Below are 26,812 nucleotides of genomic sequence, written 5' to 3'. Positions count from 1 at the left end.
ACAATTATATATATGCTATAAATGTAGGCAAGCATGACAAGTTAGTTCAACATCTAGGAAATGAATATGAAGGTCTAAAATCATTTTTCTAAAAATACAGAAAATTAGGGGGGAAGAGTATGTCGACTTTTCATCAACAAGCTGCAGAATTTAAACCTAAGCTACAGGTAGTAATTGAAAGTAAACTGGATGAATTTAGAATGCTTGGATTCGATACTGTCAGTGAGGATGAATTATGGGAATGCCTCGAAAGAACCTTATGGCGAAAGAAAGAGGACGAACCAAAGCTTTTTCAACTGGTAGAAGACATACTCTCATTAACTGTAAACGATTATATGAATTATATTCGAATCGAAGCATTTAAATCACCTACTTGGCAGTTTGGGGAGTCAGTTTAACCATTAATTGACAATAAAAAAATTGCATTTGTATAATATAAGAATGAAAACATACCATTTTCGTACTAGAACTTGAACTAGTTAGAGGAGGAAATTCACAACATGGTGAAGCGTAACAGAATTGTTGCCTTCTTCTTAATTATTGCTGTATTAGCAGCAGTAATCGGCACAACTGTATTTGGTACCGCGAATAATATTAAGCTTGGTCTAGATTTACAGGGCGGGTTTGAGGTGCTTTACAAAGTTAAGCCGATTAAGAAAAGCGACAAAATTAACAAAAATGTTTTAGTAAGTACAGCAAAAGCTCTTGAAAAACGTGTAAACGTATTAGGAGTAAGTGAACCAAACATTCAAATCGAAGGGAAAGATCGTATACGTGTACAATTAGCTGGTGTAAAAGATCAAGCTAAAGCACGTGATATTCTTTCTACTGAAGCGAACTTAACAATTCGTGACGTAAATGATAAGGTTCTGATGACTGGAGCGGATTTAAAAGAAGGCGCTTCAAAGCAAACATTTGACCAAATGGGTAAACCAAGTGTATCAATTACATTTAAGGATGCTTCTAAGGTTAAAGATGTTACAAGTAAAGTATTAAAAATGGGTGCTCCAAATAATATGATGGTTATTTGGTTAGATTTCAAAGAAGGACAAGACTCTTTCAAAAAGGAATCTGCAAAAGCAAAGCCTAAATTCTTATCAGCAGCTAGTGTAAATCAAGTATTTACAGACGATTCACTTTCTATTGTAGGCTCTACATTTACGGTTGAAAGTGCAAAAGAACTATCAGACTTATTAAATGCAGGGGCACTTCCAGTACACCTTAAAGAAATGTATTCAACATCAATCGGTGCAAAATTTGGTACAGATGCTCTTCATGAAACAATCTTTGCTGGAATTATTGGTGTGGCAGTAATTTTCTTATTTATGCTTTATTTCTATCGCTTACCAGGTTTAATCGCAAGCATCATGTTAATGGCATATACTTACGTAACATTACTAGTATTTGACGGCATGAATGCAGTATTAACACTTCCGGGTATAGCTGCATTAATACTTGGTGTTGGTATTGCAGTAGATAATAATATCATTACCTTTGAGAGATTGAAGGACGAGCTAAAACTAGGGAAATCAGTTGCATCGGCGTATCGTGCTGGTAATCAGCGTTCATTTGGCACGATTTTTGATGCTAATATTACAACTCTACTTGCTGCTGTAGTATTGTTCTCATTCGGTACAAGCTCAGTAAAAGGATTTGCAACAAGTTTAATTGTAAGTATTTTAGTAAGCTTTTTAACTGCAGTATTCGGTACTCGTCTATTACTTTCTTTATTAGTTCAAAGTCGTTACTTAAATAATAAGAAAACATGGTTTGGTATTAAACAAAGTGAAATTCTTGGTTTAAATCATAACCTAGCACATCCTCCTACAAAATATGATAAAGTCGATTTTGTAAGTGTAGGTCGAAAATTTGTTTATTTTTCAATTGTTACAGTAGTTGTCGGTGTTATTCTACTTTCTATTTTCCGATTAAATTTAGGAATTGATTTTGCAAGTGGTACACGTGTAACATTTGAATCAAAATCAGCCGTTACAAAACAAGTTGTTAATGATGAGATTTCAAAATTGAACTTGAAGCCAGAAAGTATTACTATTTCAACAAATGATGCAAAAACAGGTTCAATCGTATTTAAAGGCGTATTAACAAAAAATCAAATTAATGATTTGAAAAAAGATTTTACGACTAAATTTGGGGTAGAACCAAACGTAAGTACTGTTGATCCAGTAGTTGGTAGAGAATTAGCAGCTAATGCCGTTAAAGCATTGATTATCGCGTCAGCAGGTATCATTCTTTACGTATCATTACGTTTCCAATTCTCATATGCAATTGCTTCAGTAATTGCCCTACTACATGATGCATTCTTCATTGTTGTAGTGTTTAGTATTTTTAGATTAGAAGTAGATATTACTTTCATCGCAGCGGTTCTAACGATTGTTGGTTATTCGATTAATGACTCTATCGTTACATTTGACCGAGTTCGTGAAAATATGAAGCTTAAGAAGAAAATTCGTTCTAGAGAAGAATTGAAACAAGTTGTAAATGAATCAATTCGTCAAACTTTAGGCCGATCTGTTAAAACAGTTCTTACTGTACTATTAGCAGTACTTGCATTGCTTATATTCGGAAGTCATGCAATTCTTAACTTCTCACTTGCATTATTAATAGGTTTAGTTGTTGGAACATATTCTTCAATCTTTATCGCTTCACAAATTTGGTTATTTATTAAAGGTCGCCAACTTGATAAAAACCAAGTAATTGATGTTGAAGAAGCTAAATAATTAAAAAGAGTATAAGCTCATGCTTATACTCTTTTTTTCATGTTAGCGAAAAAAAGAATTTATCAATTAAAAAAGTAAGGTCTTTTTGATTTCCACTACAGAATGCTCGCTTTCCGTGGGGCGAGATTCTTGAGCCTCCTCGTCACGTACGTTCCTGCTGGGTCTCAGCCTTCCCGCATCTCCCACAGGAGTCGAGCACCCTTTCGTTCCAATCAACTCCTCATCAAAAAAAGTTTATCTTTAAGAATTTTGGAATAATCTTTTAGAGAAAGTGCAAATAAAAGAACATTTCTTTAATAATTAGGAAAACTATAAATAAGGCCATTGAATCATGAAGAAAGAGAAAAAACAAAGGAATAGAAGAAATTACATAAAATCAAAAAATAAAAATAAATCTTCTTCTTAATTTGTGTTCATAGATTGGTTTAAACTTTTTAACAAACAATATTACATAACTAAAATCAACCCAACATATCAAAAAATTTTAGTGTTCCATTTTTCAATTGAATATATTTTATTTATAAACGTTGAAAAATAGTATAGGCGCATGCTTATACTCTTTTTTGTATTAAATTCATTATGATTTGAAGATAATAATATAATGTGTTAATAATGATTAGTGTATTTTTTAGAGTTAGAAAAAGGGAAGTAGGTAAAGTATATGGAACAGGAAGAGCGTTATAAGGAAGCCAGGAAAGGGGCTTATATCGGAATATATGGAAATTTACTTCTAGCAATTGTTAAAGCAGTTATAGGATATATTGGAAATAGTAAAGCGTTAATGGCAGATGCGGTACATTCTGCGTCAGATGTGGTCGGTTCGATCGCGGTTTTATTTGGTTTAAGAGCTGCTAAGATGCCTCCAGATGAGGATCATCCTTATGGACATGGTAAAGCTGAATCAATTGCTGCAATTATTGTTGCTGTACTATTATTTATTGTTGGAATTGAAATAACTAAATCCTCTATAACTGCATTTTTTAAACCAGTGCATCCACCAGAGCTAATCGCTTTATTAGCAGCTTTTATATCAATATTTTTAAAAGAATGGATGTTTTGCTATAAATATGCTTTAGGGAAAAGGTTAAATAGTGACGCAATCATCGCTAATGCATATGAACATCGCTCCGATGTATACTCATCTGCTGCAGCTATGGTTGGTATTGGAATTGCAATTCTAGGTACTAAATTTAATATGCCAGTACTTTTATATGCAGACCCTGCCGCTGGTCTTATTGTAGCAATTATGATTTTAAAAATGGCTTGGGATATAGGTGCAGAATCAATACATACGACAATGGATCATGTCCTTCATGAAGAAGATATTGAACCTTATAAAGAAATTGTTAGGAACGTAGAAGGAGTTAAAGAAATAAATTCTCTCTATGCAAGGGAACACGGCTATTACGTCATAATCGATATAAAAGTCTCAGTAGATCCATATATAACGGTTGAAGAAGGACATAAAATCGGTAAAAATGTTAAAGCACAGTTGATGGAACAAAAAGATGTGGAAAATGTTTTTGTCCATATTAATCCATATAATGATAAAAATAACTCTTTCATCCAATAAGTTTACTTTAGTATAATAGTACAGTTAGGGGTGAGAGTATTGTTAAAGTCAAAAGCACGTTGGAAACCGAAATTATCGAATCACCAAGAAGAGCAATTATTAAGTAAAGAATTACAGATTTCCCCTCTATTAGCTAAACTACTTGTTACTCGTGGATTTAATACAGTAGATGCAGCAAGTAAGTTTTTATATGAAGATCAAATGAGCTTTCATGACCCGTTTTTATTAGAGGGTATGGATATTGCAATTGACAGAGTATTTCAAGCGATTGAAGAAAATGAAAAAATATTAATTTTTGGCGATTATGATGCAGATGGAGTTAGCAGTACTTCAGTATTGTATTTAACATTAATCGAACTAGAAGCAAATGTAGATTTTTATATACCAAATCGTTTTACTGAAGGATATGGTCCAAATAAGAATGCATTTAAATGGGCGAATGACCAAGGTTATTCATTAATCATTACTGTAGATACAGGTATTTCTGCAGCAGAGGAAGTTAATTTTGCAAATGAACTAGGTGTGGATGTAATTATTACGGATCATCATGAACCACCAGAGGAATTACCAAACGCTATTGCGATTATTCATCCAAAGCTAAGTCCGAGCTATCCTTTTAAAGAACTAGCTGGTGTAGGAGTTGTGTTTAAATTCGCTTCCGCATTATTAGGTAGAGAACCAGAGGAATATTTGGAACTAGTTTCAATTGGTACAGTTGCTGATTTAGTACCTTTGGTTGATGAAAATCGTTTAATCGTAAAAAAAGGTGTAAGGCAACTAAAGCAAACTAAGCGTGAAGGACTAAGAGCTCTTTTAGAAATTAGTGGAACTACAACAGATTCAATTACCGAAGAAACAATTGGATTTGCAATTGGTCCTAGAATTAATGCAGTTGGTAGACTTGGTGATGCTAAGCCTGCAGTAGAGTTAGTTTTAGAAAATGATAGAGCACTTGCTAAAAAAAGAGCAGAGCAAATTGAAATTCTAAATAAGGAGCGACAAGAATTAGTTTCACGTATGACAGAAGAGGCAATTAGGCAAGTAAAAGAGCTTGATTCATCTTGTTCAAATAAAGTGATTATTGTCGCAAAAGAAGGCTGGAATGCAGGAGTAGTTGGGATCGTTGCTTCGAAATTAGTTGATCGCTTCTACAAGCCAGTAATTGTTCTAAGTATCGATCGTGAAAAAGGAATAGCAAAAGGTTCAGCAAGAAGCATTGAAGGTTTTTCTCTATTTGAAAACTTAACAAAATGTAAAGATATTTTACCTCATTTTGGAGGTCATACACTTGCTGCTGGTATGACATTGGCAATTGAAGATGTCGAGCTATTAAGACATCGTTTAAATGAATATGCAGATCAAATTATGACAGATGAAGATTTTATCCCGTTAAAAGAAGTCGATTTAAACTGTGAGGCTAGTGAAGTTTCAATCTCATTTATTAATGAATTAAATATGCTAGCACCTTTTGGGATGCATAACCCAAAACCTGTTTTAGAAATAAACGAGGTTGATGCTCTAAATATTAAACAAATCGGTAATGAAGGTGCACATCTTAAAGTACAACTAAAAGATGAGGTTACATTCCTTGATGCCGTAGGGTTTGGATTTGGACATGTTGCTAATGAAATTGCAAGTGGATCAAAAGTATCATGCTTAGGAATGGCTTCTATTAACGAATGGAATGGTAAACGAAAGCCGCAGTTAATGATCCATGATATTAAAGTAAATCATTGGCAGTTATTTGACTTAAGAGGTCAAGAGCCACATCGATTAACTTTACCTTCAACCGAAGAAAAATTCATATTTTTACATCAATCATCAAATGAATATGAAAATTTAAAGTCTAAATATCCTATTTCTAAGTTTGTTGCATATGAAGATGTACTAAACTTAGATGTTAATATACAAAATAACTATGTGATCCTACTTGATTTACCTAGTTCTGAAAATGATTTGAAAGAAGTTTTTCGTAATGGGTTATCAGAACGTATCTACTTAATTTTTAATCAAGAAGAATTACATTTCTTCTCACCAATACCAAGTAGAGAAAGTTTTAAAAAATTCTATTCGATCTTAGCAAATACAAATCCATTTGACATGAACATGTATGAAGTGGCATTATGTCGTAAGATGGGTTGGAAAAAAGAACAAGTCGATTTTATGACAAAGGTGTTTTTTGATTTAGAATTTGTTACAATAGAGGATGGAAAAATTCGTTTGTTGCCACAAACTGAGAAGAAAGATCTCTCTTTATCTAATACGTATGCAAAAAAATTAGCTAGTATTGAACTAGAACGCTTATTTCTGTACTCAAAATGTGATGAATTAACTACATTTTTTCAAAATATGAAAAGTCATTTTTCCGAAAATGGGGAGGCACTTATTTAATGAATTTAAAAGATTATATAACGATCGTACCGGACTGGCCAAAAGAAGGCGTTCAGTTTAAAGATATTTCATCATTAATGAATGATGGAAAAGCTTATAAAGAAGCAACAGATCAAATCGTAGCTTATGCGAAAGAAAAAGATGTTGATTTAGTAGTTGGACCAGAAGCTCGTGGATTTATCGTTGGTTGTCCAATTTCTTACGCTTTAGAAATAGGTTTTGCACCTGTTCGTAAGCCAGGTAAATTACCTCGTGAAGTTATTAGCTACAACTACGATTTAGAATATGGTACAAATACGTTGACAATGCATAAAGATGCTATTAAACCAGGTCAACGTATACTGATCACTGATGATTTATTAGCTACTGGTGGTACGATTGAAGCTACAATCAAACTAATTGAAGAATTAGGTGGAATTGTAGTTGGTATTGCTTTCTTAATTGAGCTTTCTTACTTAGAAGGTCGTAAAAAATTAGAAGGCTATGATATATTTACACTAATGACATATTAATATTTAACATATGATAATGTTATCTAGACAGGGTACTCTGAATAATCAGAGTGCTCTTTTTCTATCAAAGATCTGCAAAAAAAAATGAAATTTGACGACTCCTGCTTTACAAAAAACGAAATTTTCATGATAATAGAAGAAATAATGATTTAAGGTGATTAGATGGCTACTGAGCAAGTTTTGACAGCAGAACAGGTTTTAGAGCAAGCGTCCCATTATTTAAAAGAAGATGATGTGGCGTTTATTAAACGTGCTTATGAATATGCTCGTGACGCACATAGTGAGCAATTTCGTAAGTCAGGTGAACCATATATTATACACCCGGTTCAAGTAGCAGGTATCCTAGTTGGCTTAGAGATGGATGCTACAACCATTAGTGCTGGGTTTCTTCATGATGTAGTAGAGGATACTGAAGTATCTAAAGAGGACTTAGAGAATCAATTTGGCAAAGAAGTATCTATGCTTGTAGATGGTGTAACAAAGTTAGGTAAAATCAAGTTTAAATCGAAGGAAGAACAGCAAGCTGAAAATCATCGCAAAATGTTTGTAGCGATGGCACAGGACTTGAGAGTAATATTAATTAAATTAGCCGATCGCCTTCACAATATGAGAACGTTAAAACACTTACCTCAAGAAAAACGTATGCGAATTGCGAATGAAACGTTAGAAATATTTGCACCGCTAGCTCATCGACTAGGGATTAGTAAAGTAAAGTGGGAGCTTGAAGATACAGCGTTACGCTATTTAAATCCACAGCAATACTATCGAATAGTTAACTTAATGAAGCGAAAAAGAGCAGAGCGCGAGCAATATTTAGAAGAGGTTATTAACGAAATCTCAACTCAACTTGAAGATGTCGAAATTAAAACAGAAATTTCTGGACGTCCTAAGCATATTTATAGCATTTACCATAAAATGGCTAAGCAAAATAAACAATTTAACGAGATTTATGACTTATTAGCTGTACGTGTGATTGTTAATAGTATTAAAGATTGCTACGCTGTTTTAGGCGTTATTCATACATGCTGGAAACCGATGCCAGGTCGTTTTAAAGATTATATTGCAATGCCTAAGGCGAATCTGTATCAATCTCTTCATACGACTGTAATCGGTCCAAAAGGTGAACCACTAGAAGTACAAATTCGAACACAAGAAATGCACCAAATTGCTGAATATGGTGTTGCAGCACACTGGGCATACAAAGAAGATAATGCAAATCTTCCTTCACAAAAATCTTTAGAAAATAAATTAAGTTGGTTCCGTGAAATTATCGAATGGCAAGATAATTCTACAAATGCAGAAGAGTTCATGGAATCGGTAAAAATGGACTTATTCTCTGATATGGTTTTTGTATTTACTCCAAAAGGTGATGTTTATGAATTACCACTAGGATCTGTTCCAATCGATTTTGCTTACCGAATTCACTCTGAAATCGGAAATAAAACAATTGGTTCAAAAGTAAATGGAAAAATGGTCCCACTTGATTATAAACTTAAAACCGGTGATATCGTTGAGATTATGACATCGAAGCATTCGTATGGACCTAGCCAAGACTGGTTAAAGGTCGCTCAGTCTTCACACGCTAAAAATAAAATACGTCAATATTTTAAAAAGCAAAGAAGAGAAGAGAATGTTGAAAAGGGCAAGGAATTAGTTGAAAAAGAAATTAAAGCATTAGAATGTGATTTAAAAGAAGTATTAACGTCTGAAAATTTAAAACGCGTCGCAGAGAAATTTAATTTCTCTAATGCAGAAGATATGTATGCAGCCGTTGGATACAATGGAATTACTGCAACACAGATTGCTCACCGTTTAACAGATAAATTCCGCAAACGTACTGAAATTGAGCTAGAAGACCGATTAAAAGAACTTTCTTCGGACCTTAAAAAAGCTCCATCACGTCGTAAAGATGCTGGTATTTCTGTAAAAGGTGTAGATAATTTATTAATCCGCTTATCAAAATGCTGTAATCCTGTACCTGGTGATGATATTGTTGGCTATATCACAAAAGGCAGAGGAATCTCAGTTCATAGAAGCGATTGTGTAAACATGTTAAATGATAGTGAAGAAGATCGTTTTATTGAAGTTGATTGGGAGGAAAGCCCTACGTTCGAACGTGATTATAACGTTGATATCGAAATTTTCGGTTACGATCGTCGTGGTCTTTTAAATGAAGTTCTTTCAGTTGTAAATGAAACAAAAACAAATATCTCTTCAGTAACAGGAAAAAATGACCGAAATAAAATGGCAACTATTACAATGAGTTTGTCCATTCGTAATATAAACCACCTGCAAAAAGTAGTGGATAAGGTTAAACAAATTCCAGACATATACTCTGTGAGACGTATTTTCCACTAATAGGAGGTGCCGAAAGTGAAAGTATTATTACAGCGCACAAAAGAAGCAAAAGTCGTTGTAGACGGACAAGTAGTAGGTCAAATATCTAAAGGTTTATTATTGTTAGTTGGAATAACGCATGAAGACACGATAGAAGATGTTAAATATTGCGCTGACAAAGCAGTTAACCTAAGAATTTTTGAAGATGAACTTGGAAAAATGAATTTATCATTAAATGATGTTGGAGGCCAGGTTCTATCTGTTTCTCAATTCACTTTATATGGCGATACGAGAAAAGGTAGACGTCCAAGCTTCACAGATGCAGCCAAGCCAGAAATCGCAAATGAATTATACGAATATTTTAATTCGTATTTACGCGAACAAGGTTACGAAGTACAAACCGGTATTTTTGGTGCAGATATGGATGTAACATTTACAAACTGGGGACCAATTACAATTATGATTGAAAGTAAATAATCCAATTTTTAACCTCCTTTTCCAAAAAGGAGGCATTTTTTTTAATAAAAAAAATTATTAAAATAATAACTTCAAATAGCGAATATATTGAAGTACACGGGTTCTTTCAAAGAATTTAGAGGAGGTCATTATATGGACATAATTACAATCGTGTTAATCCTTATCGCTGGTGTAATTTTGTTTACGATCCTCAAAAGTTTCTTAAAAGCACTTTTATTTGTTATTTTAATCATCCTAGTTTATTACGGATTAATGCATTTCATAGACGGATCAGTTGAAAGCATTCAATCTACTTTGAGAATATTTATTTAAACCATGGTATGTACCATGGTTTTTTTTTTGAAAGCAACTGCAAATAAATTTTCAAGACTGCAAATAAACATCAATTTGCAAAAAAATATCGTTAAATTTAACTAATTATTTTCTACTTCTACTAATATCTACGTTAAAGACTACTTAAATTTAATCAATTTCCACCTCTTTTTTTCTGAATCTATAGAACTAATTAAAATTGCTTAACCCTAAAAAAACGTGCCTAAGTTTTCAACAATATTTTAATTGTTTAATCCTTTAATTATTTGGACATCCTATATAACAACATACTTGGAAGGAGACTGCAGCATGAGAATAAATAATCGTAATAGTCTAGGATCAGGTAGAAAAGGTGTCTTGAATATGGATTTTCATGAGTTTCAAAATAGGGGACAAGAGTCCAATTCATTAGAGATGGCAAGTGAGTTTGGTTTAACTTTAAGAGAAGTGCGTGATTTAAAAAGACAGTTGGAGCGTTCGTAAAAAAATTTTAACTGTTCTTGACATTTGTCGTATCCGAACGTAAGATATTAAATAACATATTGATACATAGTAATAATCCATAGACGGAGAAAAGTAGGATAGGATCTCTTGTAGAGAGAGGAAGTGCCGTGGCTGAGAGCATTTCCACAAGTAGACTATTTGAAAGACACTCCCGAGGCTTTATTCTGAACGATTTCTAGTAAGGATAAACGTAATCGGCGTTAACGATGAAAGTGGGAGAACAGTTTATTGTTCTTCAATTAGGGTGGCACCACGGGCTTATAACTCTCGTCCCTACTGTTTTTATTTCAGTAGGCACGAGGGTTTTTTGTATTTATAAAGGTTTATATTTAGGAGGATTTAAAATGTCGATTAATATCCCAAGAGGTACTCAGGATCTTTTACCTGGTACGATTGAAAAATGGCAGTATATTGAAAAGTTTGCAAGAGATTTATGCAAACGATATAACTATAACGAAATTCGTACACCAATCTTTGAACATACTGAATTATTCCAGCGTGGTGTTGGAGATACAACAGATATTGTTCAAAAAGAAATGTACACATTTACTGATCGTGGAGATCGTCAATTAACATTACGTCCAGAAGGAACTGCGTCAATCGCTCGTTCTTATGTTGAAAATAAAATGTACGGAAATAGCAATCAACCTACAAAGATGTACTATATCGGTCCTATGTTCCGTTATGAACGTCCCCAGGCTGGTCGCTATCGTCAGTTCGTACAATTTGGTATCGAAGCTTTAGGTAGTAATGATCCTTCTATCGATGCAGAAGTATTAGCTCTATCAATGGAATTATATCGTGGTCTTGGATTGAAAAATGTTAAGTTAGTTCTTAATAGTTTAGGTGACCTAGAAAGCCGTAAAGCACACCGTGAAGCGCTTGTGAATCATTTTAAACCAGTAGCACATGAGCTATGTAGTGATTGTAATAATCGTTTAGAAACGAATCCTTTACGTATTTTAGATTGTAAAAAGGATCACGATCACCCTTCAATGAAGACAGCACCATCGATTTTAGAATATTTAAATGAAGAATCTATGAACTATTTCGAAGCTGTTCAATCTTATTTAACAGCTATGAAAATTCCGTTTGAGATTGATGCAAATTTAGTACGTGGTTTAGATTATTATAATCACACTGTATTTGAAATCATGTTAGAAGGTAAAGGATTCGGTACAATTTCAACTTTAAGTGGTGGTGGCCGCTATAACGGATTAGTTGAAGAACTTGGCGGTCCTAATACTCCTGGTATTGGTTTCGCATTAAGTATAGAGCGTTTAATATTAGCTCTTGAAACAGAAGGAATCGAACTTCCAATCCAACAAGAAATGGATGTATTCCTAATCGGACTTGGAGAAGAAGTGAAAAAAGAAGCGACTGCTATTTTATATCAATTGCGAAAAGCTGGTCTTGTTTGTGAAAAAGATTACCAAGATCGTAAAATAAAAGCTCAATTCAAAGCAGCGGAACGTTATAAAGCAAGATTTGTAGCGGTTCTAGGTGAGGAAGAATTATCTCGAGGAGTCATTAATTTAAAAGACCAAGAGACTGGTGTACAAGAAGAAGTTGCATTAGACATCTTTGTAAAATACGTAAGCTCTAAATAAACAAATGGGGGAATTGAAAATGGAACAACGAACGCATTTATGTGGAGAACTAAGGGAATCACATATCGGTCAAAGTGTAACACTTAAAGGATGGGTACAAAAAAGACGTGATTTAGGTGGATTGATTTTTATTGATTTACGTGACCGTTCTGGACTTGTACAAATCGTTTTTAATCCTGAAACTTCAGGTGAAGCTTTAGCTCTAGCTGAAACTGTACGTAATGAATTTATTCTTCACGTTCACGGGAAAGTAGTATCTCGTGGTGAAGGTACAGCTAATACAAATCTTGAAACAGGAGCAATTGAAGTTTCTGTTGAAAAACTTGAACTTATTAATAAAGCTAAAAATCCTCCATTTGCAATTGAAAATAAAACTGAGGTAGCAGAAGACCTTCGTTTAAAATATCGTTATTTAGATCTACGTCGTCCAGTTATGTATGACACATTTAAATTACGTTCAAAAATTACAAAATCAATTCGTGATTTCTTAGATGGTGAAGACTTCTTAGAAGTTGAAACGCCAATTTTAACGAAGAGTACTCCAGAAGGAGCTCGAGACTATTTAGTACCTAGCCGTGTACATCCAGGTGAGTTTTATGCATTACCACAATCACCTCAAATTTTTAAACAATTATTAATGGTTTCAGGATTTGAACGCTATTTCCAAATTGCACGATGCTTCCGTGACGAAGATTTACGTGCTGACCGTCAACCAGAATTTACTCAAATAGACATTGAAACTAGCTTCCTTTCTCAAGAGGAAATAATGGAAATGTCTGAAAGAATGATGGTTAAAATGATGAAGGAAACCAAAGGTGTTGAACTAGTTACACCACTTCCTCGTATGAGCTATGATGAAGCGATGAATCGTTACGGTTCTGATAAGCCTGATACTCGTTTCGGTTTAGAGCTAATTGATGTTTCTTCTTTCGCTAAAGAAAGTGGATTTAAAGTATTTACTTCAGCTGTTGAAAACGGTGGACAAGTAAAATGTTTAAATGTAAAAGGTCAAGCAGCAAATTATTCTCGTAAAGACATCGATGGTCTTCAAGAATATGCTGGCCGTTATGGAGCAAAAGGTCTTGCTTGGTTAAAACTTGAAGAAGATGGTTTTAAAGGACCAATCGCTAAATTCTTTAGTGAGGAAGAGTTTGCTACATTAAAATTAGCTGTAGAAGCAGAAGCTGGTGACTTAATTTTATTCGTAGCTTCAGATGCTTCAGTAGTTGCAAATAGCTTAGGTGCACTTCGATTAAAACTAGGTAAAGACTTAGATTTAATTGATCAATCTAAATTCAATTTCTTATGGGTTACTGACTGGCCATTACTTGAGTATGATGCAGAATTAAATCGCTATTTTGCGGCTCATCATCCATTCACGTCTCCTGTTCGTGAAGATATTGCGAAACTTGATACTGACCCAGGTAGTGTAAAAGCTCAAGCTTATGACTTAGTATTAAATGGTTACGAGCTTGGTGGAGGATCGGTTCGAATTTACGAAAGAGACATTCAAGAAAAAATGTTCAAATGCTTAGGATTTTCTGAAGAAGAAGCACAAGAGCAATTTGGTTTCTTAATGGAAGCATTTGAATATGGTACACCACCACACGGCGGAATTGCGTTAGGTTTAGACCGTATTGTTATGTTACTTGCAGGTCGCTCAAATTTACGTGACACAATTGCATTCCCTAAAACAGCATCAGCAAGTTGTTTATTAACAAATGCACCAAGTTCAGTTTCTTCTGCACAATTAGAAGAATTAGCGTTAAAAACAACTGTAGAAGAGTAAAATAAAGAGGAAGGGTGAAGGAATTAATTTTCTTAATCCTTTCCTTTTTCTTGTTGAAGGACTAAGAAAAATTCTGTTTTTCTTTAATTCAAGCTTGATGTAAATAGCTTGTATCATGTATATTTAAATCATTGTAATCTGATTAAGATAGTGGGAGTTGAATAAATGTTACACCAATTTTCTCGTAATGAGCTTGCATTTGGTAAAGCAGGTTTAGAGCGATTACAAAACAGTACGGTAGCTATTTTAGGTATTGGAGGCGTTGGCTCATTTTCTGCAGAAGCTTTAGCGCGTTCTGGAGTTGGACGTTTAATACTAGTGGACAAAGATGTTATTGATATAACAAACGTGAATAGACAAATTCATGCTTTATTATCAACAGTTGGAGAGCCTAAAGTAGAGATGATGAAGCAACGTATTCTTGAGATTAATCCTGAGTGCGATGTAATTACACATAGAATGTTTTATACAGAAGAAACATTTGAAAAGTTTTTCGAAATTCCATTAGATTATGTAATTGATGCTTCTGATACAATTACATATAAAATTCACTTAATTAAAGAGTGTCGCCGCCTGGGAATTCCACTTATTTCAAGTATGGGTGCCGCTAATAAGATGGATCCAACTCGATTTAAAATTGCTGATATATCAAAAACAACTCACGATCCTATTGCGAAGGTTATTCGAACTAAACTTCGCAAAGAAGGCATTCAAAAAGGTGTTACAGTTGTTTATTCAGACGAAAGTCCTATTGTTATTCGTGAAGATGTACGTAAAGAAATCGTACCAGATGAAAATACAAAAATTAGAAAAGCAAAAATGCCACCGTCTTCAAACGCCTTTGTCCCATCAGTTGCTGGCTTAATCGCAGCTAGTCATGCAGTGCGTGAATTAATAAAGGATATTGAAATTAAGCGTGTAGGTAAAGAATAACCAATGCTCACATTGCTGACTGTAGGAATTAATTTCCTACAGTTTTTTTATTTATTAATGTAAAAACTACCTTCTATAGGAGGTGTTTGATGTTGAATAGAGCCTTGAAAGTATTTTGTACTTTCGGATTATCATTATCAATATTAACTGCTTGTAATAGTACAAGTGACGTGGAAAAAGATTCAAAACAGCATCATGTAGATAATTTATCCAATCGGATTAATGTTAAGTATAAAAAGAAAAATAATGTTGTCGAGAAAAATGGTAAGGTTGGCAAAGATGGCGTCGTTAACGATATGGAATCGATTGAAATGAATAAACGTAAGCCTAATAAATAAAAAAGACCCCCAAATTAATTGGGGGTTTCAGTCTGCTCGGACACATTGCAGGATAAGGTAAAAGGGATTACATATTTAAATCCTTCTCATTTTTAGCTCTATTTTTACGTCCTCTCACAAATTGACGTCCTATTAAAGAAATAACTAATAGTCCAACTACAAGTAGTAGAATTTGAATATATGATAAGTTAAAGTATTTAGCACCAGTAATAATTAAGAGTGTAGATAACGTACCTTTAATAATAAAAAATATAATTATCCATAAACCGCCTTTTTTCCAATTCATTTCATTATACTCCTTACTATTGCATCCATTTTGTTACTTCATTATACAATAGGACAAGTGATAATATACTGTGAATGTTTTACATTATTTTGTCCGAATTTATTCGAGTAGATTGATTAATACATTTTGTTTCTTTTGGATTAATGCCTTTAGTTCAACAATTTTTTTATTTAAATTATCATTATCAATTTTTAAAAGATCTACTCTTTCTTTTAACTGCAAATTTTCCTCCGAAGCTTGATGCATTTGTTCAAAATTCTTTAAGAATTGGATGATCATTTCTAAATTTAGTGAAGGAGGATCTATTGGCTTATTTAATCTGGTAATTTCTTCTGTGGGTGTGTTTATTTCTTTACAATGATCTTTTGATAGTTTTCGGTATCTAGAAGCACAGGCTGTCTTTGTCCGATTAATAATATTTGCTACCATTTCAAATGCTTCTTGCTTCGATTTACCTTTACTTTCATATTTTTCAACTAGTTCTATTAATGTGTTTTCATCTTCAAGTGACCATTTTGTTTTCAGAGCATTCATTTTTTCACCTTCTTTAATTCATCTATTATTATCTTGACCAAATATATTATTAGTAAAAAGAAATATTTTCGGGTGCAGATGAAAAATGTTTCCAATTCATTTACAATAGTAAAAAGAGCTATAAAGGAGGGAGCAAAATGAGCCATGAACCTCTAGCATACCGAATGAGACCAAGAACGATTGATGAATTAATTGGTCAGGAAAAAATTATCGGAAAAGAATCAGCGTTATATCGATTAATACATAACGGACGAGTTCCTTCAATGTTAATACACGGGGAACCTGGAATAGGGAAGACATCGTTTGCCCATGCAATTGCTGGTACGGTTGATAAACGTTTTGTAACTGTAAATGCGACTACTTCTGGTAAAAAAGAACTTGAGGATATCGTTCATGAGGCGAAAATGTTCGGTGAGATTATTCTTTTTGCAGATGAAATTCATCGATGGTCAAAGCTACAACAGGATTATTTATTATCATATGTAGAAAGCGGGTTTATCACGTTAATTGGGGCAACAACTGAGAATCCATACCACGACGTTAACAGTGCGATACGATCTCGCTGTAACCACATTTTAAAATTAGAACCTCTTTTACCAAAACATATTTATAAATTATTAGATAAAGCCTTAAGAGATGAGGATAGAGGATTAGGAAATTTGCAAATCCAAATTTCAGAGGAACAAATTTTAAAAATTGCTCATGGAGTAAACGGTGATGCAAGATCATCTTTAAATATTTTGGAATCAATTGTATACGGTTCTACAAAAGAGTCAGACGGTACGATTGTAGTACAAGATGAAATTATTGATGAATTTCTTCGTTCAAAAGGTTTTAATCATGATAAAAATGGAGACTTTCATTATGATACATTGTCTGGTTTCCAAAAGAGTATTCGTGGAAGTGATGTAAATGCTGCACTTTATTATTTGGCGAGGCTCATTGAAGCGGGTGATTTAACTAGCATTATTCGAAGGTTATTAGTTATTGCTTACGAGGATATCGGATTAGCTGGCGATCCATGGAAGGTTGTTCTAGCGTGTGAAGCTGCAAAGCAAGTTGGATTTCCTGAAGCAAGAATTATTCTTTCAAATGCAGTAATTGAGCTTTGTTTGTCATCTAAATCTAATTCTAGTGTGACATCAATTGATCGAGCATTAAATGATGTGAGAAGTGGGCTACATGATGATATCCCAGCACATTTAAAAGATAGTCATTATGCCGGTGCCAAGGATATGGGGCATGGGATTGGTTATATTTATCCGCATGATCATCCTTTAGGTAATTTTGGCGGTTGGGTAAATCAACAATATCTTCCAGACCGACTTGTAAATCAGGTTTACTATAAACCAAAAGAAGCAGGTAACGAAAAACGTTACGGGGCTATTTTTGAAAAACTACGGCAGTTTAAGAAAGATCGGAAATAGATCAAAACTAAACGAGAAGGTAGATTAAAGCGAAGTTTGTCGCTTAATCTACCTTCTTTTTTAATATAATCCACTCAATTATGATTAAATTTATTAATAAACCTACCCATATATTAACGTTTAGAGCTTCCTCAACCATTCTTTCTCTACCACCAGGTACATGTAATCCATTTAGCAAAAAGTAGGCTAATAATATAAATGGCACTAAAACTCTACCACTAACTGCTACTAATGTGATTCCAAAACTTCGAGTCATCCAGATTTGGTGAGCCATGTAATTTTTCTTCTTAGCGCTATGGATACCTTTAATTGTAGTGAAAATCCAAAAGATAGCTAAAACAAGAAAAGAAATTACCTTTGAAAAATTTTCAATATAGAAAATTACAATCAAAGACAAAATTCCACTTATAAAAACGCTAATATAGTAAATCTTCCCGATTATTCGATGGATTCTTGGAGAACGAGTTCTAATCTTTTTTACAAACTGTAAGAACCCAGTAATTAAAGCAATAAATGCAAAAAAGATATGTGTAATTAAAGCAGGATATTGAATTGAAGTTGAACTAATTTGGATCCGACTTTTCTCAGGATTTATTAGAAAATAAGGAGCCATAAAAGGAATAATGACACAAAGCGAAATAATAAATAAAATCCACCAACTTTTCTTAGAATTCATAAATTAACCTGTCCCCCGATATTTAGTTTGATATTTAATATGTAATTTAGTAAGAAAATCTTTAATTAATATCATAACAATCTAATATGAACGGAACATGAATAAAAAAAGTCGAGACTCAGGTCTCGACTTTTTACACGCTGTTGAAAAATAATCTTGTCAATTAAATTACCAAATTTTCGTAAAAGGAGTAGAGTGAGGTTGATTTCCACTACAGGATGCTCGCTTTCCATGGGGCGAGACCTGATGCGGGGTCTCAGCCTTCCCGCATATCCCATAGGAGTCGAGCACCCCTTTCGTTCCAATCAACTTATTCATCAAAAAAAAAGTCTGCAATAAAAGCTATTCAAATCGCCTTTACTAAGAGTATCCTATCAGTTGTTTATTAATCAGTTTGTAGGTCAATTAATATCGAACATTAATTATTAAACAAAACAATTGAATTTGCTTTTCTAAAAATTAGCTCATAATACTTTTAACTTCTGAAATAAACCATTACTAGTGCAATTACTCAAACATAATAACATTTAAAACCATTAATAGATCATCCAAAAATTGAAAATTTAATTATTAATAAATGATCATTTAATGTCCGTTTTCTCTATTGACCATTTTATATTTCAACACTCTAAAAAAAGTCGAGATTCGAGTCTCGACTTTTAAGCACTAACATCATTTTCAAAAACCTCAATAGTTGGAGAATCAACTAAATGACTAGTTAATAATTTTATCTCGAGGAAAAGTAGATCAGGTTTAATAAATGTAGAAGGGATTGATAATATCTCTTCGTCATCTTTATCGTAGAAAACAATATAATTTACTTTTCGTTGATATGCTGCCATTTTTCCTTCGTTTTTACCCCATTTTCGGAGTTCAATGGTCATTCTGTTTATTTTGTGAAGCTCGATCGACTTCAATTCATTACCTTTTTTTAAGGTTAGCTGTCTACTTGTTAAAATTAATTTCGACTCTTTTCGAAGTTGAATCGTTGCATACACTTTATATAAGAAAACAATCCATAGTAAAGCTAGTAATAAAAAATAAATAGGATCGTGATTTCCGAAAGCAGTACCTGTTCTAACAGCTGTTAGGAATCCAAGAAAATAGGTTCCAAAATGCCAACTTGGCTTTGATTCCAAAATGACTTCTTGACCTAATTTATCATTTTCTTCTTTATTCAATAATTCAAGTTGGCTTTTATGTTCGTCCTCGGTGTATTTGTCCCATTTTGTAAATGCCGTTATTGTTTCATCATAAAATCGTGGACTAGGAATTTGTTCAGAAATATAAGCCCCTACATATGCAGCCATCCAATCATTTTCTTCCCAATTTTCTTGCTTACTACGAAATTTAGTTAAATAATAAGTTACTTCTTGTTCATAATAGTTTGAAGTATCATAACGCTTTATAATTTCGATCTCATCAGGGATAACACCAAAATCTTCATGAGCAATTAAGTAAAGAAATAGTCTGTTTTTCACAAAACTTAGTTGATGTTCTTCCGTAAATTGGTATATATCTTTCTTTGAAAATTCATTTAATTTTGTATAAAACCATACAGCAGATTCAATATTGTGAGCACAATAATCAAGAATTTCTTTTTCAAATTGTACGCCATGTTCCATCAGTGAGATAACAGCATCCACTTTTAGGTATGGATCTTTATACTCAAGTGCTTCTTGTAAAAATTCATGAATGCTATCATCAAAATAAAATTGCATTAATTGAAGGTAAATACCCATCTCTTTTCGAACGATGAGGTAAGATTCCTTCCAAGCCTGGTACACATATTTTATGTTGTAATCTTGATCATAAGTTAAATAGGAATCTCGCTTAAGCTTATATAAGACTTTAATTTTTTCGATTATATAATCTTTCTCATCGGATGAAAAAGGTAGAGAAATTGAATTCCTTTTACATAACAGAATTAGATGGAAAATTGAAACTGCAGTTTCTTCATTTTCGATTAAACGTAATAATTTTTTTACAATTTCAGGCGCCCAATTTGTCATTTCGAAAATGAATTGAACATCGATATCAAGCGAGAATCGATTACTATTTTTTTCAATGATTCGTATATAAGCATCTCTAGCTAACTCTGATTTAAGACTTATTAATAAATAAAGGGCTTGATGTTTAGCTCTTTCACTATATGCTTCAAAATTCTTATCTATTGGAATTATTAATTCTTGGAGTTCGAACTCTGAACAAAATCCAACTAAGTGATAGCTTCCATCATCCCAATCTTCTATTGATTTCGGGAAATTGCTTCCCGCTTCTTCTAATAAATAAATTAATGATTCAATAGAAGCACCAGAACGAAGAGACTTTCTAAGTTGGTCTACGCCTTTTGCGCGCTGATATAGATCTTGGTGGCGTAATTGATTGACTATTTTCTTGAATTTTCTTTGTACAGCCAACTTAAAACCTCCTCTAGCTTCTTTTTAATTCCAATATATCATAATAAGGGTAATGGGAAATAGTTAAATAGTCTTGTAGTGTATTTGTTTAAATGGAAATTCAGGTCTTTTACCTTATTTATTGTCACAATTGGATAAATTTTACAAAATGTTTTGATAATTTATTTTTAAGCTTTTATAATAATAAGAACAAGCTGTTCATATTTTATATAGAACTTGTCCAATCCTAGCGATCATTTCGATTAACTTATTCTCGAAACGAAAGTAGGAATTTTTTTTGTACCTAAAATTAAGAATGGAGGATGAACATGGTTAAGCTCTATGTCCTGGCGGTTGTCATTGGTGGAGTGACCGGATTTATTTTTCACATCCTGTTTAACAAAGGTACGATTATGCTCCCGGTGAGACGAAAGAAAGGCTTTTATTTAGGTTTTCTTGCAGATATTTTATTTGGAGCAACAGCCGCGACATTGTTTGTTTCTTTATTTATACCAGAAAACATGTTAAAGGATATGCGTATGGTAATCGGATACTGTATATTAGCTGGTCTCTCATCTCAAAGCTTTCTTTTAAGTAGGGCACTTAACACTGAACGGGAAAGGGTAAGTTCACTGCATAATATTTCTAAGCAAATTGTGTAGTATCTACAATAATTTACTTAGCAAAAGATGAAGGAGGCATGTAATGAGGCTAGTGCTAACACCTGAAGAGAAAGCAATTTATTTAGATTTATTAGAGGATTTATTAAATGCTGATACTGAATACGAAATAAAAAGTATCGAATTCCAAGTCATAAGCTTTTTAAATAACATAAAAGAATCTAGAAAAAATGTTGAAGATTTCGATGAAAAAGCAGCAGCCGCTCAATTCGTAAGAGCTGGTAAATTGAAAAGTTAAGCAATCATTTAATTGACTTTATTCAACAACTAAAAACTGGAACTCAAAATTAGAGTTCCAGTTCTTTATTTTAGTTAATTCCTAGTTTTGCTTTAATTGTTTGGAGTGTTTGACCTTTAAGCTCTTGGACTGGACTCGGTGTATCTAACACATAATCATTTTCTTTTAAATAATTGGATTCTAGTAATTTAAAGTCTTTAGCATCGGTAATGCCATCAAAGTTAATATCAGTATCTCGATTATTTTTATTCCAGTTTGCTTCAATTAAAAGTGCATCATTTAGATCGACCACGTTGTCTTTATTGATGTCTCCAGCTTTCGATTTAGCAGTGTAATAATAAATACTTTCTCCAATACTTATATTTCCAGCTTTTCTTCCAACTTCAAGCGGAGTGTAAGTAGTAAAATGCCCTGGAACATCTACAATAACAGTGTAAAAAAGTTCGTCTGCTGGCAAGTTATTAATAAAGATTTGCCCGTTTTTTTGTATTTCCCCTGTATATAAATTACCTTTTGAATCTTGTGCTTTAACACTTGCACCAACAGCTGTGTAATCCGTTGAATAATTGTAAGTGCCATCTTCTTTATATAGGCCTTGGGCTCCAAGCTGAGCTTGTACTTTTGAATAGGCTGCAAAGATTGGAAGTAGACCTGTTTGAATTAGTGGTCTTACAGTTGCCCCACTCAAATCTTTGTATGCCCCTCCGTAAATACTAAATAGTTGACTAAGTACATTTACATATTCATCGGCTTTAGTATCAAATACTAGATCGATTAATGGCACATCGCCTGAAATACCATCGTTAGGCATTTTCAATGTAATATTTGAAGTTAAGCTAGTTGTACCACTAGTTGTAGAAGTAAGTTCTGTACCTTCTGGTAATGTTTTGTTTTTTACAATCTCAACAGAATCAAAATATTTATTTAAATAATTTAGCGAAAAGCTCATTTCTTTAGCGTTCTTTAATCCATGGCTATATAAAGTATAGGTTACTTTATCACCCATTGTGATAGATTCTTTATTCGGCTTAGCGTAAATGTATTGCGTTCCAGCTTTTACATAGTAAATAACTGTAGGTGCAACAGATGAATTACCGGCTCGATCAGCTCCTACAAATTGAAGCATTGTAGCGGAGGAAGACCCGGTTACAGAAATTTCTTTCGAGAATTTACCATTTTCATCTACGCTTATACTTAATGCTGGTCCATTAGAGCCGTAATATACCTTGTTATTGGATTGTGCTACATTCATTCCGTTCTTTTGCATCTCACTTACTTCGTTATCAATTACCGTTCCCGATAATGTAACTGTTTTTTGATCGGGTGCTAATTCAACAAATGGAAGATCTCCTTTTGGTAAAGTATTTGTTTGATCTAATGAAAGCGTCGCTCCGTTATTATCAATATAGACTTTATCAGTTTTTATAAATTGTTTCCCAGCTTGATTTGTTCCAATTGCTTTAATTTTATAAACGCCATCTGGAGCTGAAGTAGAAGTAAATCCAATCGGCTTTTTAGCATTTCCAGTAAACGGGAAGTATCTTCCTGCAAATCCATCTTGTAAATAATAATCATAGTCTACAGCAGCACCAGTAGTGTTAATTGATGTGATTAGCCCTAAATCTTTATCTGTTTTTGGATCAACTAAAACAAAATCGATCGTTTTCATAGGTGAATTTAAATTGAAATCTAAATCTGTATCTTTAACACTATATTGTGCGATTACGCGATTATTTGAGATAGATGGGGAGTGGACAGCAAAATATTTAAATCCTTCTTCAACAACACGTGCGCCGAATGGTATTTGATAATTCTCTTCAGGATTTTTTTCATTTTCAATACGAATGTATCCTTCATATGTTCCTTTTTCAGCTGTTTTAGGAACGATTAATGAGACAGAAAGCTCTTTTTGTGTACCTGATTTTACCTTAAAAGAGTCCTCAGATAATTTTACATTTACACCATTTTTCTCTGCATCCAATGAACCTTGCGCGCCTACGTTATATTCTACAGAAATAGCATATTTTTTCATTTTTTTGCTTGAGTTAGAGATTACTAGCTTTTTTGACTCGTTGAAAGAAGCTTCGTTATTCATAGGAATAAAACCATAGCTAAGACCACCTGTTTGCTCTTGAATGATTTGCTCTTGTCCATTTTCAATATACGGAGTTTCATCTATAACTGATATTTCTGTATCTGAATGAATAGCTTCATAAGGGTCAACCCTGCCTGCGCCTATTTCAAATACACTATTCTTACCCTTTAATGGGTCTGCTGTATTCATTAATACTGTTTTGATATCAGCAGGTGTATAGCTTGGGTTTGCTTGCAATAATAGTGCCGCAATACCTGCAACATGGGGAGTGGCCATTGATGTACCTGACTTTCTTTCATATGCAGATGAATAATCATTCTTATCATTTTTATTATTGATATAGGAAGGAACTGTCGAAAGTACATTTACGCCTGGCGCTGTTATTTCTGGTTTTATATCGTATAAAGTTCCTGATGGACCTTTTGAACTGAAGTCTGCTAATACGTCACCAGGAATTTCACTCTCTCCTAGTGCACCTAATGAAACAGTTAATGGACCAGTTGGTAATAAATCCCTAACCGCTGAGCCAGTATTATTATCCAACGAAAAGACTGGAATATTGTCATTCCTTTCTCCTAAGAAGTAAGGAATTTGCCCCTCGTTGCTATTGTTGTTGTATATAATAATTCCTTTTGCACCGTTTTGTTTTGCATATTGCATTTTATCGATTAAAGCATATGTACCACGTACAACAAATGCTATTTTACCTTTTACATCTTTTCCGGAATAATCATTTGGACCGCCTTCTCCAACATTGACAATATCAAATGAGTTTCCAGAAAGATTGCTAAAATCATCGGTCCATTTTTTAGTCATTAACTGTAAAGTTCCATTTATTTTTCGTTTTCCTACTTTGAAACTACTTTTAAAGGTTGTTACTTTAGTAGTTGCTGAGCTTGCACCAACTGTTAATGCTAGGGCAGCTGCCCCCGGAGAGCCTATTGTAGACATCCCGTACTCGCCTGAATTTCCTGCTGCAACAACTGCTGTGACACCACTTAGTACAGCATTATCAATTGCTAGACTTGTAGGGTCTAATGGGTCATTATAATCGCTTCCTAATGAAAGGTTAATCACATCCATGCCATCTTCTACGGACTTATCAATTCCAGCAATTACTGAAGAATTGGCGCCACTACCATATGGACCTAAAACACGATATACATATAAATCAGCATCAGGCGCGATACCTGTTACTTTGAAATCTGAATCACTTTTAGCTTGTCCAGCGATTGTGCCTGAAACGTGCGTACCGTGCTCGGTATAATAAGAACCACCATTATAGAATTCTGGGTTTCCAGATTTCTTCCAATCATCGTAAGTAGTTTCCATTGGATTGTGATCGTTATCTACGAAGTCATATCCACCTTTATACGCATCCTTTAAATCAGGGTGATTGTAATCAATTCCAGTATCAATTACACCAATTTTAATCCCTTTTCCAGTAAACCCTTCTTTATGAAGCTGATCTATTTTTAAAAATGGTATACTGTCTACGTTTGTTTTGTCCTTCGTTTCATCAATCTGTTTTGGAGGATTCACTCGAACTTGAGAATCGCTGTAAATTGCTTTAACATCACTAAATTGCAATAATTTTTTAATTTGATTAGCTGGGATTGTTAATGAGACACCATTAAGTGAATGCTTATAAGTATGTTTTATCTGATAAAGAGTTCGGTTTGATTTGGTCTCTTTTCCTACTTTTTCTTGTAAATCTTTTTTAAATTGAATGTGAGATTTCTCTACTTTGGCCATAGCTGTTTCAATTGAAATGTTTTTTCCTTCAGCTGCTGCTGCTAACTGTTCAGTTTTTGCAGGAAGAACTTTAAATTCAACAATTACAGAAACTTCTTTCGAACTATTTAAGTTTACATCTGATGAAAGATGCAATCCCGTTTTAAATTCGTTCGAATTTAATGCTTGTAGTGCCTCTCTTTGTTCTGGTGTCAGTTTAGCTAATATCACTTCACTTGAAGAAATTGTTTCTGCCTTTGCATTAAAATGATCAGTAATAGGTGCAAAGGTTCCAAACAGAAGACAAGTACTTAATCCAATGGATGTAAGGTGTTTCGTTTTACTTTTCCTTGATTTTCGCATTTTTCCCCACTTCTTTCTCTATTAATAAACTACTAGTTTTTATTTTACAGAATATTCTTTGAATGGAAGGCGGGTTATTTTTGATGTATTTATCTAAATTTTAGCTGATTAAATTTTAAGGAATTTAGTGAAACCTTATATTAACAACATTTCATGTGAAAATCTGTTGGGCGGATTTTTAGGTATAGTAGATTATTTGTGAAAATGGAGGAGTAAGTCTAAAAGCTTTTATTCGGTTTGTTAAAAAGTTAGAATAGTAAAACTAAAAATTAAAACATACTATTTTTTAGATTGATATTGCACTTTTCCAATTGGTTTAGTGCATTTTTTTCCTGGCATGTGAATTTATAGGACAAATAGTGTACAATAATTGTATTACTACAGTTTAAAAATAATATAAATCTGATTAAAATAAAGAGTAACAGTATATTGAACGGAGTGAATTAATGAAGATTTCAACTAAGGGAAGATACGGACTGACAGTTATGATTGAATTAGCTAAAAGATATTGTGATAAACCAATTTCACTCAAGAGTATTGCGAAAGCACAAAATCTTTCTGAGCATTATTTAGAGCAAATTATTTCATTATTACGTAATGCAGGATTAGTTAAGAGTATTCGTGGAGCATATGGTGGGTATATTTTAACAAAGGAACCAAATGAAATTTCTGCAGGTGAAGTGATAACTGCACTTGAAGGATCACTATCTCCAATCGAAAATCTTGAAGATGAAAATCCTGCACAAAGAGAGTTGTGGACTCGGGTTCAAAAAGCGATTAATGAAGTGTTAGACCACACGAGTCTTGAGGACTTAGCAAAATTAGAATCTGACGATTTAAACGGATATATGTTTTATATTTAATTT

The 26,812-nt window shown here is 33.5% G+C and carries 22 protein-coding genes and 1 other annotated feature; of the genes, 17 read left to right on the top strand and 5 right to left on the bottom strand.

The genetic code is table 11. From position 1 onward, the window contains the following. Positions 1-119 precede the first annotated feature (119 nt). From AB1282_RS25200 to AB1282_RS25140, 13 genes are all read left to right on the top strand, one after another. Positions 120-398 carry a post-transcriptional regulator gene (locus tag AB1282_RS25200; protein ID WP_335412584.1) on the top strand — a complete coding sequence of 93 codons (279 nt, stop codon included), beginning with the start codon at positions 120-122 and terminating at the stop codon, positions 396-398. A 102-nt stretch (positions 399-500) separates the two neighbouring features. Next, on the top strand, positions 501-2,738 hold the full coding sequence (gene secDF, locus AB1282_RS25195; protein ID WP_056472637.1) for a protein translocase subunit SecDF: 2,238 nt from the start codon (positions 501-503) through the stop codon (positions 2,736-2,738). 661 nt (positions 2,739-3,399) lie between these two features. Further along, positions 3,400-4,311, top strand: coding sequence for a cation diffusion facilitator family transporter (locus AB1282_RS25190; protein WP_429900998.1), 912 nt, complete (start codon positions 3,400-3,402; stop codon positions 4,309-4,311). Positions 4,312-4,350: 39 nt separating this feature from the next. Then, a complete protein-coding gene (gene recJ, locus AB1282_RS25185; protein ID WP_429900996.1) occupies positions 4,351-6,702 on the top strand; it encodes a single-stranded-DNA-specific exonuclease RecJ in 2,352 nt (783 codons plus the stop codon). Further along, positions 6,702-7,214 carry an adenine phosphoribosyltransferase gene (locus AB1282_RS25180; RefSeq protein WP_056472646.1) on the top strand — a complete coding sequence of 171 codons (513 nt, stop codon included), beginning with the start codon at positions 6,702-6,704 and terminating at the stop codon, positions 7,212-7,214. Before recJ ends, AB1282_RS25180 begins: the two co-directional genes overlap by 1 nt. A 162-nt stretch (positions 7,215-7,376) precedes the next feature. Further along, positions 7,377-9,572: a RelA/SpoT family protein gene (locus AB1282_RS25175; protein ID WP_429900994.1), complete on the top strand. Its 2,196-nt coding sequence runs from the start codon at positions 7,377-7,379 to the stop codon at positions 9,570-9,572. Positions 9,573-9,587: 15 nt separating this feature from the next. After that, complete coding sequence (gene dtd, locus AB1282_RS25170; RefSeq protein ID WP_056472654.1) at positions 9,588-10,028, top strand: D-aminoacyl-tRNA deacylase; 441 nt, start codon at positions 9,588-9,590, stop codon at positions 10,026-10,028. Positions 10,029-10,160: 132 nt separating this feature from the next. Next, on the top strand, positions 10,161-10,340 hold the full coding sequence (locus AB1282_RS25165) for a hypothetical protein (RefSeq protein WP_056472655.1): 180 nt from the start codon (positions 10,161-10,163) through the stop codon (positions 10,338-10,340). Positions 10,341-10,649: 309 nt separating this feature from the next. Continuing rightward, positions 10,650-10,823: a hypothetical protein gene (locus tag AB1282_RS25160; protein ID WP_088013656.1), complete on the top strand. Its 174-nt coding sequence runs from the start codon at positions 10,650-10,652 to the stop codon at positions 10,821-10,823. 71 nt (positions 10,824-10,894) lie between these two features. After that, positions 10,895-11,122 (top strand) — a binding site (T-box leader). 66 nt (positions 11,123-11,188) lie between these two features. Next, complete coding sequence (gene hisS / locus AB1282_RS25155; RefSeq protein ID WP_056472657.1) at positions 11,189-12,454, top strand: histidine--tRNA ligase; 1,266 nt, start codon at positions 11,189-11,191, stop codon at positions 12,452-12,454. 19 nt (positions 12,455-12,473) lie between these two features. Continuing rightward, complete coding sequence (aspS, locus tag AB1282_RS25150; RefSeq protein ID WP_429900992.1) at positions 12,474-14,243, top strand: aspartate--tRNA ligase; 1,770 nt, start codon at positions 12,474-12,476, stop codon at positions 14,241-14,243. A 165-nt stretch (positions 14,244-14,408) separates the two neighbouring features. After that, a complete protein-coding gene (locus AB1282_RS25145; protein WP_056472661.1) occupies positions 14,409-15,176 on the top strand; it encodes a tRNA threonylcarbamoyladenosine dehydratase in 768 nt (255 codons plus the stop codon). An 89-nt stretch (positions 15,177-15,265) separates the two neighbouring features. After that, the gene (locus AB1282_RS25140; protein ID WP_056472663.1) at positions 15,266-15,514 is read left to right on the top strand and encodes a hypothetical protein; all 249 of its coding nucleotides are present in this window, start codon (positions 15,266-15,268) and stop codon (positions 15,512-15,514) included. A gap of 67 nt (positions 15,515-15,581) precedes the next feature. On the opposite strand, the gene AB1282_RS25135 is transcribed toward AB1282_RS25140, so the two are convergent. Together AB1282_RS25135 and AB1282_RS25130 are read right to left on the bottom strand one after the other, a co-directional pair. Continuing rightward, the gene (locus AB1282_RS25135) at positions 15,582-15,800 is read right to left on the bottom strand and encodes a hypothetical protein (protein ID WP_390309931.1); all 219 of its coding nucleotides are present in this window, start codon (positions 15,798-15,800) and stop codon (positions 15,582-15,584) included. Between the two features lie 99 nt (positions 15,801-15,899). Then, positions 15,900-16,334: an SANT/Myb-like DNA-binding domain-containing protein gene (locus tag AB1282_RS25130; protein WP_429900990.1), complete on the bottom strand. Its 435-nt coding sequence runs from the start codon at positions 16,332-16,334 to the stop codon at positions 15,900-15,902. A gap of 137 nt (positions 16,335-16,471) precedes the next feature. On the opposite strand from AB1282_RS25130, the gene AB1282_RS25125 reads away from it, so the two are divergent. After that, complete coding sequence (locus AB1282_RS25125) at positions 16,472-17,761, top strand: replication-associated recombination protein A (RefSeq protein ID WP_056472670.1); 1,290 nt, start codon at positions 16,472-16,474, stop codon at positions 17,759-17,761. A gap of 43 nt (positions 17,762-17,804) precedes the next feature. Here AB1282_RS25125 and AB1282_RS25120 read toward each other — a convergent pair whose 3' ends face one another. Both AB1282_RS25120 and AB1282_RS25115 read right to left on the bottom strand, forming a co-directional pair. Then, positions 17,805-18,437, bottom strand: a complete 633-nt coding sequence (locus AB1282_RS25120; RefSeq protein ID WP_056472673.1) for a DUF2306 domain-containing protein — start codon at positions 18,435-18,437, stop codon at positions 17,805-17,807. 659 nt (positions 18,438-19,096) lie between these two features. Beyond that, the gene (locus AB1282_RS25115; RefSeq protein ID WP_429900988.1) at positions 19,097-20,857 is read right to left on the bottom strand and encodes a hypothetical protein; all 1,761 of its coding nucleotides are present in this window, start codon (positions 20,855-20,857) and stop codon (positions 19,097-19,099) included. A 308-nt stretch (positions 20,858-21,165) separates the two neighbouring features. Here AB1282_RS25115 and AB1282_RS25110 point away from each other — a divergent pair, with 308 nt between their 5' ends. Both AB1282_RS25110 and AB1282_RS25105 read left to right on the top strand, forming a co-directional pair. Beyond that, on the top strand, positions 21,166-21,498 hold the full coding sequence (locus tag AB1282_RS25110; protein ID WP_056472677.1) for a DUF4257 domain-containing protein: 333 nt from the start codon (positions 21,166-21,168) through the stop codon (positions 21,496-21,498). A gap of 43 nt (positions 21,499-21,541) precedes the next feature. Further along, positions 21,542-21,754, top strand: coding sequence for a hypothetical protein (locus tag AB1282_RS25105; protein WP_056472680.1), 213 nt, complete (start codon positions 21,542-21,544; stop codon positions 21,752-21,754). A gap of 70 nt (positions 21,755-21,824) precedes the next feature. Here AB1282_RS25105 and AB1282_RS25100 read toward each other — a convergent pair whose 3' ends face one another. After that, on the bottom strand, positions 21,825-25,946 hold the full coding sequence (locus AB1282_RS25100; RefSeq protein ID WP_429900986.1) for a S8 family serine peptidase: 4,122 nt from the start codon (positions 25,944-25,946) through the stop codon (positions 21,825-21,827). Between the two features lie 446 nt (positions 25,947-26,392). Between AB1282_RS25100 and cymR the strand changes: the two genes are divergently transcribed. Next, complete coding sequence (cymR, locus tag AB1282_RS25095; RefSeq protein ID WP_056472685.1) at positions 26,393-26,809, top strand: cysteine metabolism transcriptional regulator CymR; 417 nt, start codon at positions 26,393-26,395, stop codon at positions 26,807-26,809. Positions 26,810-26,812 lie beyond the last annotated feature (3 nt).

It is taken from the genome of Gottfriedia sp. S16(2024), assembly GCF_050473765.1.
Lineage (GTDB): Bacteria > Bacillota > Bacilli > Bacillales > Bacillaceae_G > Gottfriedia.
Note: the sequence above shows the minus strand (reverse complement) of the source record. Positions and strands in the feature narration are given on the sequence as shown.

Coding starts and splice junctions, on each gene's coding strand:
- AB1282_RS25200 (WP_335412584.1), top strand. CDS start 120: ATGTCGACTTTTCATCAACAAGCTGCAGAATTTAAACCTAAGCTACAG.
- cymR (WP_056472685.1), top strand. CDS start 26,393: ATGAAGATTTCAACTAAGGGAAGATACGGACTGACAGTTATGATTGAA.
- AB1282_RS25120 (WP_056472673.1), bottom strand. CDS start 18,437: ATGAATTCTAAGAAAAGTTGGTGGATTTTATTTATTATTTCGCTTTGT.
- AB1282_RS25125 (WP_056472670.1), top strand. CDS start 16,472: ATGAGCCATGAACCTCTAGCATACCGAATGAGACCAAGAACGATTGAT.
- AB1282_RS25175 (WP_429900994.1), top strand. CDS start 7,377: ATGGCTACTGAGCAAGTTTTGACAGCAGAACAGGTTTTAGAGCAAGCG.
- aspS (WP_429900992.1), top strand. CDS start 12,474: ATGGAACAACGAACGCATTTATGTGGAGAACTAAGGGAATCACATATC.
- AB1282_RS25190 (WP_429900998.1), top strand. CDS start 3,400: ATGGAACAGGAAGAGCGTTATAAGGAAGCCAGGAAAGGGGCTTATATC.
- AB1282_RS25140 (WP_056472663.1), top strand. CDS start 15,266: ATGTTGAATAGAGCCTTGAAAGTATTTTGTACTTTCGGATTATCATTA.
- AB1282_RS25160 (WP_088013656.1), top strand. CDS start 10,650: ATGAGAATAAATAATCGTAATAGTCTAGGATCAGGTAGAAAAGGTGTC.
- AB1282_RS25100 (WP_429900986.1), bottom strand. CDS start 25,946: ATGCGAAAATCAAGGAAAAGTAAAACGAAACACCTTACATCCATTGGA.
- AB1282_RS25130 (WP_429900990.1), bottom strand. CDS start 16,334: ATGAATGCTCTGAAAACAAAATGGTCACTTGAAGATGAAAACACATTA.
- AB1282_RS25180 (WP_056472646.1), top strand. CDS start 6,702: ATGAATTTAAAAGATTATATAACGATCGTACCGGACTGGCCAAAAGAA.
- hisS (WP_056472657.1), top strand. CDS start 11,189: ATGTCGATTAATATCCCAAGAGGTACTCAGGATCTTTTACCTGGTACG.
- AB1282_RS25135 (WP_390309931.1), bottom strand. CDS start 15,800: ATGAATTGGAAAAAAGGCGGTTTATGGATAATTATATTTTTTATTATT.
- secDF (WP_056472637.1), top strand. CDS start 501: ATGGTGAAGCGTAACAGAATTGTTGCCTTCTTCTTAATTATTGCTGTA.
- AB1282_RS25145 (WP_056472661.1), top strand. CDS start 14,409: ATGTTACACCAATTTTCTCGTAATGAGCTTGCATTTGGTAAAGCAGGT.
- AB1282_RS25110 (WP_056472677.1), top strand. CDS start 21,166: ATGGTTAAGCTCTATGTCCTGGCGGTTGTCATTGGTGGAGTGACCGGA.
- AB1282_RS25165 (WP_056472655.1), top strand. CDS start 10,161: ATGGACATAATTACAATCGTGTTAATCCTTATCGCTGGTGTAATTTTG.
- AB1282_RS25105 (WP_056472680.1), top strand. CDS start 21,542: ATGAGGCTAGTGCTAACACCTGAAGAGAAAGCAATTTATTTAGATTTA.